16 protein-coding genes are annotated in these 16854 nt (G+C 56.2%); 2 read left to right on the forward strand and 14 right to left on the reverse strand.

Features of this window, described 5'->3' with window-relative positions:
• Positions 1-96 precede the first annotated feature (96 nt).
• The 6 genes from ypfH to dapA all read right to left on the reverse strand — a co-directional run bounded on the left by ypfH (position 97) and on the right by dapA (position 6690).
• Complete coding sequence (ypfH, locus tag AC07WB_RS14020; RefSeq protein ID WP_097096470.1) at positions 97-792, reverse strand: esterase; 696 nt, start codon at positions 790-792, stop codon at positions 97-99.
• A gap of 73 nt (positions 793-865) precedes the next feature.
• Positions 866-2836 (reverse strand): tRNA(Met) cytidine acetyltransferase TmcA, encoded by a 1971-nt coding sequence (locus AC07WB_RS14025; RefSeq protein ID WP_494940689.1) that lies wholly within the window; start codon positions 2834-2836, stop codon positions 866-868.
• On the reverse strand, positions 2836-3705 hold the full coding sequence (gene ypfJ / locus AC07WB_RS14030; protein ID WP_097096468.1) for a KPN_02809 family neutral zinc metallopeptidase: 870 nt from the start codon (positions 3703-3705) through the stop codon (positions 2836-2838). Before ypfJ ends, AC07WB_RS14025 begins: the two co-directional genes overlap by 1 nt.
• Before the next feature lie 165 nt (positions 3706-3870).
• Entirely contained in the window at positions 3871-4584 is a 714-nt protein-coding gene (purC, locus tag AC07WB_RS14035; RefSeq protein WP_097097668.1) for a phosphoribosylaminoimidazolesuccinocarboxamide synthase, read from the reverse strand.
• Between the two features lie 184 nt (positions 4585-4768).
• Positions 4769-5797 (reverse strand): outer membrane protein assembly factor BamC, encoded by a 1029-nt coding sequence (gene bamC / locus AC07WB_RS14040; protein WP_097096467.1) that lies wholly within the window; start codon positions 5795-5797, stop codon positions 4769-4771.
• A gap of 14 nt (positions 5798-5811) precedes the next feature.
• A complete protein-coding gene (dapA, locus tag AC07WB_RS14045; RefSeq protein WP_345828766.1) occupies positions 5812-6690 on the reverse strand; it encodes a 4-hydroxy-tetrahydrodipicolinate synthase in 879 nt (292 codons plus the stop codon).
• 143 nt (positions 6691-6833) lie between these two features.
• Between dapA and AC07WB_RS14050 the strand changes: the two genes are divergently transcribed.
• Both AC07WB_RS14050 and bcp read left to right on the forward strand, forming a co-directional pair.
• Positions 6834-7400, forward strand: coding sequence for a glycine cleavage system transcriptional repressor (locus tag AC07WB_RS14050; protein ID WP_097097667.1), 567 nt, complete (start codon positions 6834-6836; stop codon positions 7398-7400).
• A gap of 142 nt (positions 7401-7542) precedes the next feature.
• Complete coding sequence (gene bcp, locus AC07WB_RS14055; RefSeq protein ID WP_097096465.1) at positions 7543-8010, forward strand: thioredoxin-dependent thiol peroxidase; 468 nt, start codon at positions 7543-7545, stop codon at positions 8008-8010.
• A 34-nt stretch (positions 8011-8044) separates the two neighbouring features.
• Here bcp and AC07WB_RS14060 read toward each other — a convergent pair whose 3' ends face one another.
• The 8 genes from AC07WB_RS14060 to AC07WB_RS14095 all read right to left on the reverse strand — a co-directional run bounded on the left by AC07WB_RS14060 (position 8045) and on the right by AC07WB_RS14095 (position 16758).
• Positions 8045-9118, reverse strand: a complete 1074-nt coding sequence (locus AC07WB_RS14060; protein ID WP_494940690.1) for an AI-2E family transporter — start codon at positions 9116-9118, stop codon at positions 8045-8047.
• A gap of 98 nt (positions 9119-9216) precedes the next feature.
• The gene (locus AC07WB_RS14065) at positions 9217-10809 is read right to left on the reverse strand and encodes a sensor domain-containing diguanylate cyclase (protein WP_494940691.1); all 1593 of its coding nucleotides are present in this window, start codon (positions 10807-10809) and stop codon (positions 9217-9219) included.
• Between the two features lie 165 nt (positions 10810-10974).
• Positions 10975-11793 (reverse strand): phosphodiesterase, encoded by an 819-nt coding sequence (locus AC07WB_RS14070; protein ID WP_494941075.1) that lies wholly within the window; start codon positions 11791-11793, stop codon positions 10975-10977.
• 277 nt (positions 11794-12070) lie between these two features.
• A complete protein-coding gene (locus AC07WB_RS14075) occupies positions 12071-13054 on the reverse strand; it encodes an ABC transporter ATP-binding protein (protein WP_097096461.1) in 984 nt (327 codons plus the stop codon).
• Positions 13051-13863, reverse strand: a complete 813-nt coding sequence (locus AC07WB_RS14080; RefSeq protein WP_400456778.1) for an ABC transporter permease — start codon at positions 13861-13863, stop codon at positions 13051-13053. Before AC07WB_RS14080 ends, AC07WB_RS14075 begins: the two co-directional genes overlap by 4 nt.
• Positions 13860-14720, reverse strand: coding sequence for an ABC transporter permease (locus AC07WB_RS14085; protein WP_494940692.1), 861 nt, complete (start codon positions 14718-14720; stop codon positions 13860-13862). The genes AC07WB_RS14080 and AC07WB_RS14085 overlap by 4 nt, the downstream gene beginning before the upstream one ends.
• Complete coding sequence (locus AC07WB_RS14090) at positions 14720-15742, reverse strand: ABC transporter substrate-binding protein (protein WP_097096458.1); 1023 nt, start codon at positions 15740-15742, stop codon at positions 14720-14722. Before AC07WB_RS14090 ends, AC07WB_RS14085 begins: the two co-directional genes overlap by 1 nt.
• Positions 15739-16758 (reverse strand): substrate-binding domain-containing protein, encoded by a 1020-nt coding sequence (locus AC07WB_RS14095; protein ID WP_494940693.1) that lies wholly within the window; start codon positions 16756-16758, stop codon positions 15739-15741. The genes AC07WB_RS14090 and AC07WB_RS14095 overlap by 4 nt, the downstream gene beginning before the upstream one ends.
• Positions 16759-16854: the final 96 nt, after the last annotated feature.

Genomic DNA, 16854 nt, shown 5'->3' on the forward strand with positions numbered 1-16854 from the left:
ACCCGTAGCGGCGCGATTTATCGCGCGTGTTTAGCAGCAGTTTCGCTGTAACAATGCGCGATAAATCGCGCCGCTACGAAGTGCGCAGATAGAAATTTAGATCATCATCACCACATCATCATCGCCAGGCTTAGCACCGCTCAACGCTTCATCGAAGTAACGACGCGGCACGGTATAGCGCAGGTGATTGAGCGCCAGTTCCATGCTGCGGTCGTCAATCGCGTGTGGCAAGTCTTCAACAATATCCAGCGTCACATCGCCGCCTAATAAAATGAGCCGCTGCTTTGCCGCCTCCGCATGCTGTAGCGGAATCTGATCGTCTTCATCGCCATGAATCAAATGGATGGTGTTGCGCGTGGTTGCACGCTGCGGCAGCGTGGCGTAGCGTCCGCTAAACACAATGGCTCGCCCTGCCAGATCCGGCTGCGCTTTTATGCCTTCCAGCACCATCATTCCACCTTGCGAAAATCCTACCAGTGCAGTGGCTTCAGCACGAACGCCGCTCTCCTGCTGCCAGTGACGCACCGAGGCGATGAATTCAGGCATTATCGCATCCACGCCCTGCTGCTCCGAACGATCGTGCGGCGGAATTTCGACAAACCATTGCCGACCCTGCGGCGCACTGCCGGCATAGGGCGCACCAACGGAAACCACCAGCGCCTGCGGAAACGCTTTGGCGAACCAGCTGCCAATCTGCGCCATCGAATCAGGGTTATCGTTTACGCCGTGATACAGCAGAAACAGCTGTGCTGCACTGCTCGGCTGCTGAACAATTACATATCGTAGTGCCATAAGATCCTCCTGCAATCACTATACGCCGCTGCTCGCACAGAGATATCGGGAAAATTTGAACGAGATAATGGATTTATTGCAACGAGCGGAGCCGCTGCTGCCAGCGATCTGCGGCTTGTGCATCGTGTTGGATCAGCACCTGCGCAACCTCGCCGCGCAGCTTATGCATCAATGCTTTACGCCCGTTAAGACCGACATGTTGCGCGACATCGTGTAGCGTTTGTTTTTGCAGCAGGATGGCATTCAATAGCGGTGAAGGAGAGTGGCGTACCAAACGCTGCAGCGCGGCATAGCTGGCTTCAAACGGTCGCAGTGCCCAGGCAAACCCTGCCAGCAGCCACTCATCATCCTCATTCAGTTGCTGATTGGCATCGCTAGCAATCACCAACGGCAGATCGATAAGATCTTGTAGCCACGGCCAATCACGGGCGAGCCGCTGTGCAGCCTGCTGCTGTAAGGCGCTTCCCGCCGGCGTGATCGCCAACATCGCCATGGCGGCATAACAACCGCTGCTGGCTTCGCGCTGCGAACCAATACGTACCAGCGTAAATCCACAGGCGCGCCAGAACTGCCACAGCGCCTCAGTGTAGCCAAAGCTCACGGAAAGGTAGTCATAATCCTGTGCCTTTTGCCGTGCGGTAGCCACCAGGGTTTTGCCGATTCCGCGCTGGCGCTTGGCCGCCTGGACCGCAATTCGGCTAATACGCAGTGAGCGCAATGTTGCTGCCGCAGCGAACCCGGCATGTGCCGCTAGCGACTGTGCCACCAGATTACCGCGCGGCCGACGGTAACCCGCCCATACTGCATCGGCAAGCGGCTGCGCTAAACCGCCCTCCTCCACCAGCCACAGCGCGCCGGTGATGTGTTCAGCTTCGCCGGCTAACCAAAAGCGCATGCCGGGCGCATCCAGCATCCGACGCAAATCCAGCGGTGAAGTACGATAGTGCGCGCTGGCAAGCAGGCGATAACCCGCTTCCAGCGCCGGTAAATTGCGTTGTGGCGTGGCTGGATAAATCGCGATTTCAGCGTTTACGCGGTTTTCCTGCGCATCTTCAAACAGCAGCGCCTGGCTGAGCCACTGCTCCAGCGGATCGTTGGGCGACCAGCGCAACGGCTCGTCGAGCTGGAAGTAGCGCACATCGGGCAACGTGGCGCAGAAACGCAGCATAAAACCGCGCCCGGTGCCTTCATAACCTTGCACGGTGGTGGTGAGCAGTACGCGTGGAAAGCGTTGCACCAGCTGCTGCAACAGCGGCGCAGGGATCGCGGCCGCTTCATCAACAATCAGCCATTGCGCCGGTGGAGGCGATTCCAGTGCGAGGATGGCATCCGGCGCCATAAAACGGAAATGCTCACCGGCAAACGCGGCTAGCACGTCGGTTGAAACTTTGGCTGGCGCGGTAACTAAGGCGTGCTGATTGTGCAGCGCCAGCATGCCGGCTAGCGCTGATTTACCACGACCGCGCGCGGCGGTAATCACCGCAACGCCTTTGGGTATTGCTGCAAGCTGTTGCAGCATCTGTGCCTGCTGCTGCGGTGCCTGACAGCGCCACGCCGGCCAATCTATCCCGGCGGCCTGGCGCACGGCCTGATGTTGACGCAGTAACATCACCTGCGGATCGCGCAGCATAAGCGATTGCAGATGCTGGATGAAATGCGGTGTGGCGATGGGCTCTGCGACATCAGCCCAGCGCAGGCTGTCAGCATCAGGTTGATTCGGCCAGCTTTCCCACGCGGGCGTCAGCAGCAACAGCCAGCTGCCCGCACGCAAGGTGCCCGCCAGCGCCGCAAAGGCTTCGGCATGGAAACCGTCACGCGCATCAAAGATTGCATGCTGGAATTCACGCCCTAACAAAGTACGCAGTGCGGTGGGCGCAACGGCGTCTGGAAACTCATGGCTGTCGCTGAGCGTGAGCCAGTCACCGGGTAGCTCTGCGCGCCAGCGGGCGGCTTGCTGCCATACCCAATCGGCATCGCCGCCGATCGCGCACAGGCGACGAATGCCCGCACGCTGCATTGCCGCCGTCACGTCAACTAAAGACATCAGTTGCTAGCGAAGGTGTTGCACTGGCCCGGATCGCCACTATCGAAACCGCGCTTCAGCCAGGTGTAACGCTGCTGCGAGGTGCCATGAGTGAAGCTATCCGGCACGACGCGGCCCTGCCCTTTCTGCTGCAGGCGATCGTCGCCAATCGCTTCAGCGGCATTCAGCGCTTCCTGCAAATCGCCCACTTCTAAGATGTTCTGCTGCTGCATGTAATGGCCCCAGACGCCGGCGAAGCAGTCAGCCTGCAACTCCATTTTCACCGACAGCTGATTTGCCTGCACCTGGCTCGCGCCCTGCTGCATCTGGCGAACTTTAGGCTCAATGCCCAACAGTTTTTGTACGTGATGGCCGACTTCATGAGCAATGACATAGCCCTGAGCAAAATCGCCGCCGGCACCCAGTTTGGTTTTCATATCATCGTAAAACGACAAGTCGATATAGACGGTTTGGTCGGCTGGACAGTAAAACGGTCCCATCGCCGATTGGCCGGTACCACAATTAGTACGCGTCGCACCGCGGTACATCACCAGCTTCGGCGGCACGTACTGTTTATTCATCTGCTGGAACAGCTTGCTCCAGGTATCCTCAGTCGTCGCCAGAATCACCGAGGTGAATTTGGCATCTTCATTACTTTGCGCCGAGTTCACCTGACGCTGCTGCGATGTGGGTGCGACACTGCCACCGCCCTCCAGCAACGCGGTAAGATCGTAACCGTAATAGCCCGCCACGGCGACTACCACCAGTAAAATCAGGCCGCCTTTGCCGCGTGGAATGCGGATTTGCCGCCCACCGCCGCTGCCAAAGCCGGGTGAGTCATTGCGTCGATCTTCTACGTTGTCGCTCTCACGACGCCCTTGCCAGCGCATGGTCTAACTCCTTTAAACATGTTTGGCATGATTTTAGTTGGCGTCAGCGGGAAGCACCAGTGTTGTAGTCACATAACACCGTAGGGTCGTCATTAATGACGACCTGTATTGCGGACATAAAAAAGGTCGTCATAAATGACGACCTTACAAGCTTGATGGATGGACTTAATCCAGCTTCACACCCAAACGCTGGGCGACTTCTTCGTAGGCTTCAACCAGCCCACCGAGGCTCTGGCGGAAACGGTCTTTATCCATTTTGTCCAGGGTGTTTTTATCCCACAGACGCGCGCCGTCTGGCGAGAACTCATCGCCGAGCACCACTTCGCCGTTGAACAGGCCAAATTCCAGCTTGAAGTCGACCAGGATTAAGCCCGCGTCATCAAACAGCTTGCTCAGCACATCGTTGGCTTTAAAGGTCAGCTCTTGCATTCGCGCCAGGTTGGCTTTGCTGACCCAGCCGAAGGTTTCGCAATAGGATTCGTTGACCATCGGGTCGTGTTTAGCGTCATCTTTCAGGAAGAGATCAAACAGCGGTGGATTGAGCACAATGCCCTCCTCCACGCCCAGACGTTTTACCAGCGATCCTGCCGCACGGTTGCGTACCACGCACTCGACCGGCACCATCTCTAGCTTTTTCACCAGCGCTTCGTTATCTGACAGCAGCGCTTCCATCTGGGTAGGAATGCCCGCTTCCTGCAATTTGGTCATGATGAAATGGTTAAACTTGTTATTGACCATTCCTTTGCGATCAAACTGCTCGATTCGTGCACCGTCTCCTGCTGACGTATCGTTGCGGAATTCAAGTACCAGCAGATCCGGATTATCGGTGCTGTATACGGTTTTCGCTTTACCGCGATACAACTCAGCTCGCTTTTGCATCTTGTTAACTCCAAACATGAAAGAACCCGTGTTCAGCGGTGCTTCACCGCGCGCCGACTGCGTGACGCAATCGTTTACTTCGCCGGGCGCTATTATACACAAAATAATTCGAGATGCAGGAAGGCGGCAAACGAATGACAAATCCAAAACAAAAAGGCCGGAGAATCTCCGGCCCTTTGGCAATTTATTTCAACGCGCCTTGAATCACTTGCACCAGCGCATCATTCTGCGTCTGGGTTAGCACATGACCTTTTGGATCGATGAACTGCAGACTGCTGCGGTTATCCAGATCGCCAACTTGCAATTTGTAATCGCCGTTCGGTAATTCCGGATCTTTGGCGCCAATTTCATCCCACACACCGCTGCCCGGCTGCTTGTAGGTGACTTTCAGGCTACCTTGCGAACGGTTGTCGTCAGTGACTTCCATCCCCACGCGTTTTAGCGCTGCAGGCAAACGCTGCCAGGTGACGTTAAACGGTGCACGCAGAATCAGCAGCGGTAAACCGGTGTCATCCGCACCGCTCTGGACATCAATCTGTCCGGTCGCGCGGTTTGCGGCCGCATCCTGGCTGGCAGAATCCACTTTATCCAGGCCGGTGCTGATGTCGTTCAACATCTGGCCGGTATAGCGTTGGATTTGCGCCGGAGACGTTACGGCCTGTCCTGACTGCTGCAGCTCAAGCAGACGTACCGTCAGCACTTGCTGGTAGCTTTGATTCTGTACGCTGATCTGGTAGCGACCGCGATACTGGTTATCTTCGTCTGCACGGTTCCACTGCACCCAATCGGTGGTCAGCTGCTGTGAAGCATCATCACGCTGGGCAATCGGGAATTTGTAAGACTGAATAACGCCAACAACCTGTGACCAGATAGAACCCCGGCTGCTTTCGATAGCCAGCACGCCGGTGTTACCGGTGAACTGCGCACGCGTACCGTTCAGCAGCGCCAGCGGCTGAGCAGGTGGACGAATATCGAGCTCTTTACCTACCGCGCCTTTTGCCACGCTATGCGGAACATCGTAATCACCATTCTGCAGCGGCAGAATCATGCCCGCCGGGGCTTTTAAATCATGCAGTTCCGGCGCCTGCAGGTAAGATTCATCACCACTGACCTGGCGCTTATAACGCTGATCGTTGGAACACGCTGTTAGCAGCATCAGGGTGGAAAGGCCCACAACCGTTGCCAGCGTCGAGCGCTTAACTGAATAACTCATTGATTCTCCCTAAATTATCGCAGACCCGCTTTAATCAGCGCTTGAGCCGTTTTTGTCTGACCGGCATCGGTCAGAGGCGTCATTGGCAAGCGCAGCGTGTCATCCGCGATTAATCCTAGCTGTTTTGCTGCCCATTTCACCGGGATTGGATTGGGTTCACAGAAAAGCGTCTGGTGCAGATGCATCAGACGCTGATTCAGGCGACGCGCTTCGGCGAATTTGCCCTGTTGCGCCAAGGCACAGAGTTCTACCATTTCACGCGCTGCAATGTTAGCCGTGACCGAAATTACGCCTTTGCCGCCCAGTTGCATTGAGTCCAGCGCCGTGGCGTCATCGCCACTGACGATGATGAACTCATCATTAACCAGCTCTTGGATCTGTGAGATACGTGATAAGTTCCCGGTGGCCTCTTTGATTCCGATAATATTTTTTATTTCGGCCAAACGCGCGACGGTTTCCGGCAGCATGTCGCAACCGGTACGCGAAGGAACGTTATACAGCATCTGCGGCAGATCGGTACTTTCGGCAATGGCTTTAAAGTGCTGGAACAGCCCTTCCTGAGTGGGACGGTTGTAGTAAGGCGTTACTGTCAAACAGCCCACCACACCGCTGCCGGTAAAGCGTTTTGTCAGAGAGATGCCTTCGGCTGTGGCATTAGCGCCGGTGCCTGCGATAACCGGAATACGGCCATCAGCCAGTTCCAGCGTTTGCATAACAACATCACCATGCTCTTCATGGCTCAGCGTGGCAGATTCGCCGGTAGTGCCAACAGAAACAATCGCCGCGGTGCCGCTGGCAACATGATAATCAATCAGTTTTTTTAGACTTTCGCGGCAGACATTACCTTTTTCATTCATTGGCGTAATGAGCGCAACAATACTTCCGGTGAACATGGGCTATCCCCTCGACAAACAAGTGCCTCATGTTACGTTTTACATTGAAAGAAAAGCAAGTGAGCCACGCCATTCCTGCCCTTGTCAGCAGTTTTTTTTATGTTTACCTTATGGTTATTAGCGAACGTACAGGAAATGCCATTTTGCCGCAGTCACAGCCTCACCATCTGGTGATCACCGCGTTGGGCGTTGATCGTCCAGGTATCGTCAATACCATCACCCGCCACGTCAGCAGCTGCGGCTGTAATATTGAAGACAGCCGCCTGGCAATGCTGGGTGATGAGTTCACCTTTATTATGCTGTTATCCGGTAGCTGGAATGCGATAACCCTGATTGAATCAACGCTGCCGATGAAAGGTGCCGAACTGGAGCTGCTGATTGTGATGAAACGCACCAATGCGCGCGCCACGCCACCGATGCCGGCAACAGTTTGGGTGCAGGTTGAAGTGCCCGATTCACCGCATATTATTGAGCGTTTCACCGATTTGTTCGATAAACACCAGATGAATATCGCCGAACTGGTTTCGCGGATTAAACCGGCACAGGACGACGTGGCGCCTACGCTCTATATTCAGATGACGGCGCACAGCCCGGCAAATCCCGTCAGCGCGCCAATTGAGCAGGCGTTTAATCAGCTGTGTGAAGAACTGCATGCACAAGGCTCAATTCGTCTTTATAGTGTCACCGACGATGCAGACAGCAGCGTTTAATCAGGCTCCGGGTTATTTCGCCACACACTCTGCCGTCATACGCAAACCGTGTAGTGAAATAACCCTGACGGTAAACCCCATCTGGCACTTTCGCTCTTGATGGTGTATTACCCACAGCATGTCGAAAAAATGGAGAGTTGTGATGAATCCACTGAAAGCCGGTGATACTGCACCGAAATTTAGCTTGCCCGATCAGGACGGCGAACAAGTAAATTTGGCCGACTTCCAGGGACAGCGTGTTCTGGTCTATTTCTATCCGAAAGCCATGACGCCGGGTTGCACCGTGCAGGCCTGCGGTCTGCGCGACAACATGGATGAGTTGAAAACGGAGGGTGTCACGGTACTGGGCATCAGCACCGATAAAGCCGAGAAACTGTCGCGCTTTGCCGATAAAGAGATGCTGAATTTCACGCTGCTATCCGATGAAGATCATCAGGTGTGCGAGCAGTTTGGCGTGTGGGGTGAGAAAACCTTTATGGGTAAAACCTATGACGGCATTCACCGCATCAGCTTCCTGATCGATGGCGAAGGCAAGGTCGAGAAAGTGTTCGACGATTTCAAAACCGCTAACCACCACGATATCGTGCTGGATTATTTGAAATCAGCCTAAAGAAAACGGGTGCGACTATCGCACCCGTTTTCTGTCATTCCGCGTGTGGCGCGTCCAGCGCTGGCGTTTCAGGCCACGCACGCACCACGGCCTTCACCAGCGTTGCCAACGGAATCGCAAAGAACACGCCCCAGAATCCCCACATTCCGCCAAAAATCACCACGGACAGAATGATCACCAGCGGATGCAAATTAACCGCTTCAGAGAATAGAATCGGCACCAGAATATTGCCATCCAGCGCCTGAATCACCAGATAGATGGCGATCATCGTCCAGAAATCGCTGCCTAATCCCCACTGGAACAAGCCGACGCCGATCACGGGAAGGGTGACGACCATCGCGCCAATATAAGGAATCAACACCGAAACGCCTACCAGCACCGCCAGCAACAGGGAATAGTTGAGTCCTAGCATCAGGAAGGCCAGCCAGGTGACAAACCCCACCGCCACCATTTCCAGAACTTTGCCGCGGATGTAGTTGGTGATTTGCTGATTCATCTCTTGCCATACCACGCCCGCCAGACCGCGATTGCGCGGCAGCACGCGACGTACCGCGTTCAGCATCTGCTCTTTATCTTTCAGCAGGAAGAACACCATTAGCGGTACCAGCACCAGATAGATCATCAGCGTCATCAATCCCACCAGCGACGCCAGCGAATACTTCACCAGCGAATCGCCCAGCCCCGTTAAACGGCTGCGCAGGTTTTCAACGATAATATCAATGATGCCGGCATCAACCAGCGCCGGATAGCGCTTCGGCAAGCCGGCAGCAAATACGTAGAGTTTATTCAGCATATTAGGTAAATCACGCGTGAGATTAATACCCTGCTGCCAGGCCACGGGGGCGACAATCAACACCATGACCAACAAAATGCCCGCAAATATCACTAACACCACGCTGGTTGCCCAGGTGCGGCTACAGCCTACCCGCTGTAAACGTACCGTTGGCCACTCAAGCAGATACGCCAGTACTAATGCCACCAGCAGCGGTGCCAGCAAGCCGCTGAAGAAGAACAAAATACAAAACGCCGCCAGCAGAATCACTAGCAGGCCAATGGCTTGCGGATCGCTGAAGCGGCGTTTGTACCATTGATAAAGCAGAACGAGCATGCAAAACATCCTTGAAAACAGAAGAGTGCACATTCTGAAGCGGCGCGATAGATCACGCAATAAATTGCGCCGCTGCACAATGTGCATGAAAGGGAGGGTTAATGGGTAATGCTACTGACCAACGCATCCTGACCGGAGATCATCACGCAGTTTCGTCCGGCGTTTTTTGCTTGATAGAGCGCGGCATCGGCCTGCTTCAGGCTCTGCTCCTGCGTTCCCTCATCAGGCTGCCAATCGGCAATGCCCACCGACAGCGTGACATTGCCCACATCGTCAATCCAGTTTTCCGCGATACTGGTGCGCACACGTTCGGCCAGTATACGTGCATCCTCCACTGATGTGGCCGGCAGCAGCATCAGGAATTCCTCCCCGCCGTTGCGACACACCACATCGGTTTGACGGGCACTGTTACGCAGAGTTCGCGCGACATGCTTGATGACCTCATCACCGACATCATGGCCAAAGGTATCGTTAACCCGCTTGAAGTGATCGATATCCAGCGCCAGCACCGAAAAAGGCTGGCGCATGGTGGCGAAGTAGTCGAGTACCGCGCTCAGGCCACGTCGATTAAGCAGATTAGTCATGGGATCGGTTTGCACTTCGGATTTCAGTCGGCCAATCTTGTCCTGCACTAAGCCAATGCCGGTGAGCAGCGCGCGTTTCACCTGCGCCGCTTCAAAATACCAGGCGCGAATGCCACGAATCTCGCTCGATACGCCCTGTGAATCCATTTGGCTGGCTTTCCGCGCCAATTGCCAAAGCGGCAGCGCAATCAATCGCGCCAGAATCACCGCCACCAACAGGGTCAGCAGCGCAAATGGCACCGAGTTTTTCAATACTTTCAATAACAAACCCGAGAGCGGCGCCAGCGTAACATGGGTCGGCTTCAATGCCACCACCATCCAACCGGTCGTGGGGACGATGGCGTAGCCGGCAAGTTTGGGCACATCCCCTTCGGTCAGCTGCACTTCCCCGTTGGTGTGCTCCTGACGCTGGCGATCGCTAATGATGCCAGGCACACTTTTGCCAATCAGCTGGCTATTCTGGTGATAGAGCACCTGATTATTGCGATCCAACACGTAAACATGGGTGCCATCACGATAGTACTGCTCGCCGAGCAGCGCGTTCAGAATGCTTTTCTTTTTCAGATAAATGGTGCCACCAACATAGCCTCGATAGCGGCCGTCTTTGCTGATGATCGGCCAGGAGACAAAGACAATTAGGTTATTGGCGGCAGAGATGCTGGGCTTACTTACCATCGGCTGACGCTTTGCCAGCGCTTCATGCGATGACTGGCTGGTCAATTGCATGCCTTTCAGCATCAGTGATTCCGGCGAAATCGCTTTCACAATCCCATTACTGTCCACTACCGCAACCGAGTTAAAGCTGTTGGTTTGCTCACGCAGGCGGTTCACTTCCTGCTGCGCCAGATCGGCATTATCAAAATCATTGCCCAACTGCGTCGCGCTGTAGTGCAGCTGCGACTGAGCCAGCTGAAAGAAGACTTCGGTCGTGGCTGCCAGTTTAGCGGCGTAAGCGCGATTGGCTTCCAAAGTACTTTCGATTAGGACCATACGCTGCACGCGCCAGGTGGCGTACAAGGTGTTGGCCAGCGTGATCACGATGCTGGTAATCGCTAAGAGCGCGATCAGGGTTCGCAGGTCTGTTTTTGGCCGGAGACGCGCTAACATAACGCCCCCGCTCTAATGAGTAGATTCATAAATTCGAGTGCCTGACAGTCTTGTTATTGTTGGAATACTTTGTCCTGGTGAAGGAACGGACAATTGTACACCGACAAGCCAGATTGAGCACGACGCATCCTGGCAGACCCACGCAATTCTTTCTCTAGGCTGGAACTAATCAATCAGGCCATTCGCATCGTAAAACGGCCATGGTCCCGGATAATCCCCAATGGCACACAGATGCGTACTCATGCCCTGCGTTGCATGCCAGCGATGTAACAAGAATCCGGGCGGCTCCAGCACAAAGTTTGCCGGGCCATTTTCCGCGAGATCAAATGCCACCTGATGCGATACGCCAGGCGCAACGCACGCCAGCGTCCCGGCAAAACGCGCCTGTACCGAACGATGCAAATGGCCGCTGAGCACGCGCTCCACCTGTGGATGGCGTTGGATAATCGCCGCCAGTGCATCGGGATTGCGCAGCGGCTGTTTATCCATATGCTCAATACCACAGGCAAAGGGCGGATGATGCAACAGCACCAGCGTCGGCAGCTGCGGCGCACGCTGCAGCTGCTCATCCAGCCACTGCAGCTGCGTTTCATCGACATAGCCCCACGGCTGCTGCGGCACGCTGGAATCCAGCGCCAGCAGCTGCACGCCTTTTACTTGCCCTTGCCAGTTCAGCGTTTCACCGCGTTGCAGATAGTGATGATCGGGAAACGCCGCCCGCAGGCCCTGGCGATCGTCGTGATTGCCGGGCATCAACCGATACGGCAACCGCAGCTGCCCCAGCGCCAGACGCAGGGTTTGATACTCTTCCGCCGTGCCAAAATCGACCAAATCACCGGTAATCACCACCATATCAGGGCGCGGCGCCAGGCGATTCAGTGTCTCAATCACGCGCAGCAGCGCGGCCTGGGTATCCACTTTTTTGTACGACAGGCGACCGTTCGCCTTAATGTGTAAATCGCTGATTTGCGCGATCAACGTCATGGCTTCAGACACAACTCTTTTCCTCTGGATATGTAAGCGCCTGTTGGTCGCCATTAATGGCGTAATGCCGCTCACTTAAGAAAAAAAATGCCTGTTTATGCAGGTGCGCATGAATGCGCACCCTACGAAAACCCGGCGATATCCACGTAGGGTCACCATTCATGGTGACCGATTCACGCTTAACTGACGAGCATTACGCCATTAATGGCGATCCTACAAAACCGCATCCGTTCACGGTGGGATGCGCATTTATGCGCATCGGGCAGCTGAAAACCTGTCAAGCAAATTGCAGCGCGGCGTCCTGCGCCAGCATCCAGCTCACCGGCTGTCCGGCATGCCAGGCTTCACGCGCGTGGCGATCCACCTGAATCGGTGTCGCCAGCCCAATGTCGATCATCAACCGCTGCGAGGCACCTAAAAAGGTACTGGCCAGGATAAATCCCTGTCGCCTATAGCGATTGTCGCTGGCCAGCAGCACATCTTCAGGACGGCAGAAACGCAGCGGATTGCCGCGCGCATCCACATCCACGCAGTTAATTGCCCCAACGAAATCGGCGACAAACTTCGAAGCCGGCTGCTGGTAGATATTCTGCGGCGTATCGATTTGCACCAAACGGCCCCGCTCCATCACCGCAATACGATCGCCGAGCGCCATCGCCTCCTGCTGATCGTGAGTGACGTAAACGGCGGTGATCGCCAGTTTTTTCAACAGTGCGCCAATTTCCAGCCGCAGACGATCGCGCAGGCGCGCATCCAGCGCTGCCAGCGGCTCATCAAACAGCAGCACTTTGGGTCGTGCGGCTAACGCACGCGCCAGCGCCACACGCTGCTTTTGCCCGCCGGAAAGTTTGTCGATACTGCGCTGTGCAAGCGCGCTGAGATCCACCAGTTCAAGCATCTCCTGCACGCGCGCTTCCCGTTCGGCGCGCGCCACGCCTTGCACTTTCAGCCCATATGCCACGTTCTCCGCCACATTCAGATTTGGAAACAAGGCGTAGTTCTGGAACACCATGCCGACGTTGCGTTTTTCAATCGGCAAGGCGGTGACGTTGCGATCGTCAAACCACACTTCCCCCCCTGCATCGCAGCTCTCCAGTCCGCTGATAATGCGCAGCGTGGTGGTTTTGCCACAGCCGGAAGGCCCCAGCAGCACCAGCGTTTCGCCGGGATGGACGGTGAGATCGAGCGGTTGCAGAGCCTGATGGTGGTGAAAATGACGCGCGCAGCGGCGCAGCGTTACGGTAACGGCCAAAGGATTCATGCCGCCTCCTTGTATTGGCGCGAGACCGCGCGGTTAAGCCAGTGATTCACGGCATTGAGCATCAGCAGCAGCGGCAGAATCATCAGAATAAAAATTAACGTGTAGGCAGATCCCACTTCCAGCCGCATCGAGGCGTAGCTGTCGGCAAGGCCAACCGGCAAGGTTTTGGTCAGCGGCGTGTGCAGCATCCAGGTAATGTTGAATTCGCCCACCGAGAGCGTAATCACCATAAAAGCCCCGGCGAGAATACCGTTGCGGCAGTTCGGCACCACCACGGTAAAGAAGCGCTGCCACAGCGTGGCGCCAAGACTGGCCGAGGCCTCCTCCAGCCGCGGCATATCCACCGCCTGCATGACTGCCAATACCGGCCGCATCATAAACGGCAAGGTGAACAGCACGTGACCAATCAGGATGAACAGCCAGCTATCACGCAGGCCGGAAAACTGGCCGTAGAGCAGAATAATACCCAGCGCAGTGGCCAACCCCGGCAGCGCCACCGGCAGCATCAAACACGCTTCAATGCGTGCCGCCCAGCGTCCCGGCGCTTTCAGCAAGCCCCACGCCGCCGGCACGCCAATCACTAAGGTCACCAGCAGGCAGAACAGCGCGATGAGCAGCGAGAGCCAGAAGGTATCAGCGTACATTTGCCACACCTGCTCAACCCACTTCAGCGTCAGGCCGCTGCGCAGGCCGATAAAATAGTTATTGGTCACGCCTGCCAGCATCGACAGCACCACCGGCACGATCATAAACAGCGCGGTAAAGGTGGTAATTAGCAGTTGCAGACTAAACATGCCGCGACGTCTCATTGCGCCCCCTTAGCCTGCGCCAGACGACGCGCCAGCATCAGCGCCAGCCAGGCGAATCCGCCCATCACCACCGATAGCGCGGCAGCCGTCGCAAAGTTGGCATAGTTGGTGAATTCGCCGTAGATAGTTAGCGGCAGCACCGCCAAATCGGTGCCGAGAGTAAAAGCCGTGCCAAACGCGCCCATGCTGGTGGCAAAACAGAGTGCGCCGGTCGAGAGCAGCGCGGGCTGCAGGCCGGGAACAATCACATCCCAGGTGATATTCCACTGGCTGGCACCGAGCGAACGTGCCGCCTCTTCCAGCGAGCGATCGAGTTTTTCACTGGCTGCCACCAGCGTGACGATGGCGCGCGGCAGCGAGAAATAGAGATAGCCGATAAACAGACCGGCCAGCGAATAGGCCAGCGTCCAGCGTTCATGCACCAGGTGCAGGCTAATTTGCGCTAGCAATCCCTGACGTCCAGCGAGCATCACCACCAGAAAGCCCACCACCACGCCGGGAAACGCCAGCGGAAACGTCAGCAGTGCCAGCAAGATACCGCGTCCAGCAAAACGCTGGCGCGCGAGGAAGCAGCCAACGATGGCGGCAATCATTAACGTCACCAGCGTCACCGCCAGCGACAGCAGTACCGTGTTTAGCAAACTCACCAGGTAATGCGGCTGGCTGAGTACCGTCCAGTAACCGCTGTGTTGGGTGCTGCGGTCTTCTTGCATCCCCATTTGCAGCAACCGGGCAAACGGCAACAGCCAGAAGGCGCAGAAGAATAACAGCGCGGGCAGCGTCAGCCACAGCCAGCGGCTGCCCGGCTGTGTGCGAATCTGGCGACGCGTGGTCGCCAGGGTGTCAGACATCGACATTAACGAATCTCACTCAGGTATTTTGCCGAGAAGGCTTTCTGCGCATCCGCCATCTGCTGGTAGTCCACGGTTTGCGCACGTGCATAATCGCTATCTGGCAGGAAGAATTTCTTCGCGTCGGCCGACATCGCTGAAGGACGCACCGGACGCAGGAAGGCATTGGCCCAAATTGCCTGACCTTTATCCGACAGCACGTAGTCGATCACTTTTTTGCCGTTGGCTGGGTGCGGTGCGTTCTTCACCAGGCTGATGACGTACGGCACCGTTACCGTGCCCTCTTTGGGAATAACAAAGGCCACGTTGGCGTGATCTTTATATTTGGCGCGATAGGCGTTGAAGTCGTAATCGAGCAGGATGGGGATCTCACCGGAAATCAGGCGCGCATAGGCAGTCTGCTTCGGTACGATCGGCTGGTTGGCCTGCAATTTTTTGAACCAGTTGAGCGCAGGCGTGAAGTCCTGCATGTTGCCGCCCTTCGCCTGATTCACCGCCACCGCCGCCACATAGCCCACAAAGGCGCTGGCCGGATCGAGGTAGCCGATCATGCCTTTATATTCTGGCTTCAGCAGGTCGTCCCAGGATTGCGGTACCGGTGCGCCGCCAAGGGCATCAACGTTAACCATAAAGCCCATGGTGCCAGAGTGCAGCGCCACCCATTTGCCGTCCGGATCTTTCATGCCGGCTGGGATCTCGTCCCAATGGGCGGGCTGGTAACCGGTGATAACGCCGGCGCTGTCGGCCTGGATGCCAAAACTGACGCCGTAATAAACCACATCTGCCACCGGATTACCTTTCTCCGCCACCATCTGCGCCAGCGCCTGACCGGAGTTTTTGTTGTCCTGCGGCACCTGAATACCGGTGTCTTTGGCGATAGCTTTAAGCTGGGTTCCCCAGTCAGCCCATTCGGGCGGACAGTTGTAGCAAATCGCGGTATCGGCGGCGTGAGAGGTCATGCTGAACAGCGAACCGGCACTGATTACAAGCGCACCGGCAACGATTTTTACTTTTTTATGCAGCGTCATGATGGTTCCCTGGAGTTAGCGATCAAAGATAAAGCGGGGGCGGCGATGCTGGCGCCGAGCCGTATTTGATGTGGCAGCACGCGCGTACCGCGGCTGGCCTGTTGTAACAACATGTCGATAGCGCCAGCGCCAAGCAGATCGACTGGCTGTGTGACACTCGCCAGCGAGGGCGCCATGTGCTCGCCAATATCAATGCCATCAAAGCCCATTACCGACAGCTGCTTTGGAATGCGCACGCCAGCGCGTGCCGCGGCACCAATCAGGCTGATGGCGAGCAAATCATTGGTACAAATTACGGCGCTGAGCGGCGTATCGCCTTGCAGCTGAGGCTGCAACCGCGCGAAATCAGATTGCGTGTGGCTGGCCATTTCGATCACCGGCAGCGGAAGCAATCCCGCCCGCTGCATCGCATCGCCATAGCCTTGATAGCGCAGACGCGCGCGGTCCGATTGCAGCATTGGCCCTGCCACCATGCCGATGTGGCGATGCCCAAGCGCCAGCAGATGGTCAGTGGCTTCCTGCATCGCCTGACGGTTATCGACGCAAATCGCTGGCCAATGACTCTCCTGAGGCACGTTATGCGTCAGCACAAACGGCATTTCCGCCTGCTGTAAGGTTTGCAGCACCGCGCTGTGGTCGGCATCGGCCACGGTCAGAACCAAACCGGCGACGCGCTGGCGCAGCATGTGTTCAACAATGGCCGCTTCACGCTCGGGCTGATAATCGCTGGTCGCCACCAGCAAGCCATAACCGGCCACGCGTGCCTGGCGCTCCATCGCCTGCAGCTGGCGGGCGAAGATGGGATTGAGCAGTGACGGCAGCAGCACGCCGAGCGTGGTGGAGTGCTGGGTACGCAGCTGGCGGGCAATATGATTGGGGCGAAAGCCGAGCTGTTCGGATGCCATCAACACCTTCTGCAAGGTGTCAGTGCGCAACAGATGCGGATCGGAAAAAGCGCGTGCGGCGGTGGCGCGAGAAACGCCAGCCAGTTTGGCCACACTGATCAAATCGGACATATTCGCCTCGTAAAGTACCAATGAGATCGATCTCATTGGCGCTTAAACTAGCGGCGAACTGTGACAGCAACATCGCGGAAAAATGACGGGAAGATG

It is taken from the genome of Pantoea sp. GW821-FHT03E06, from assembly GCF_059420725.1.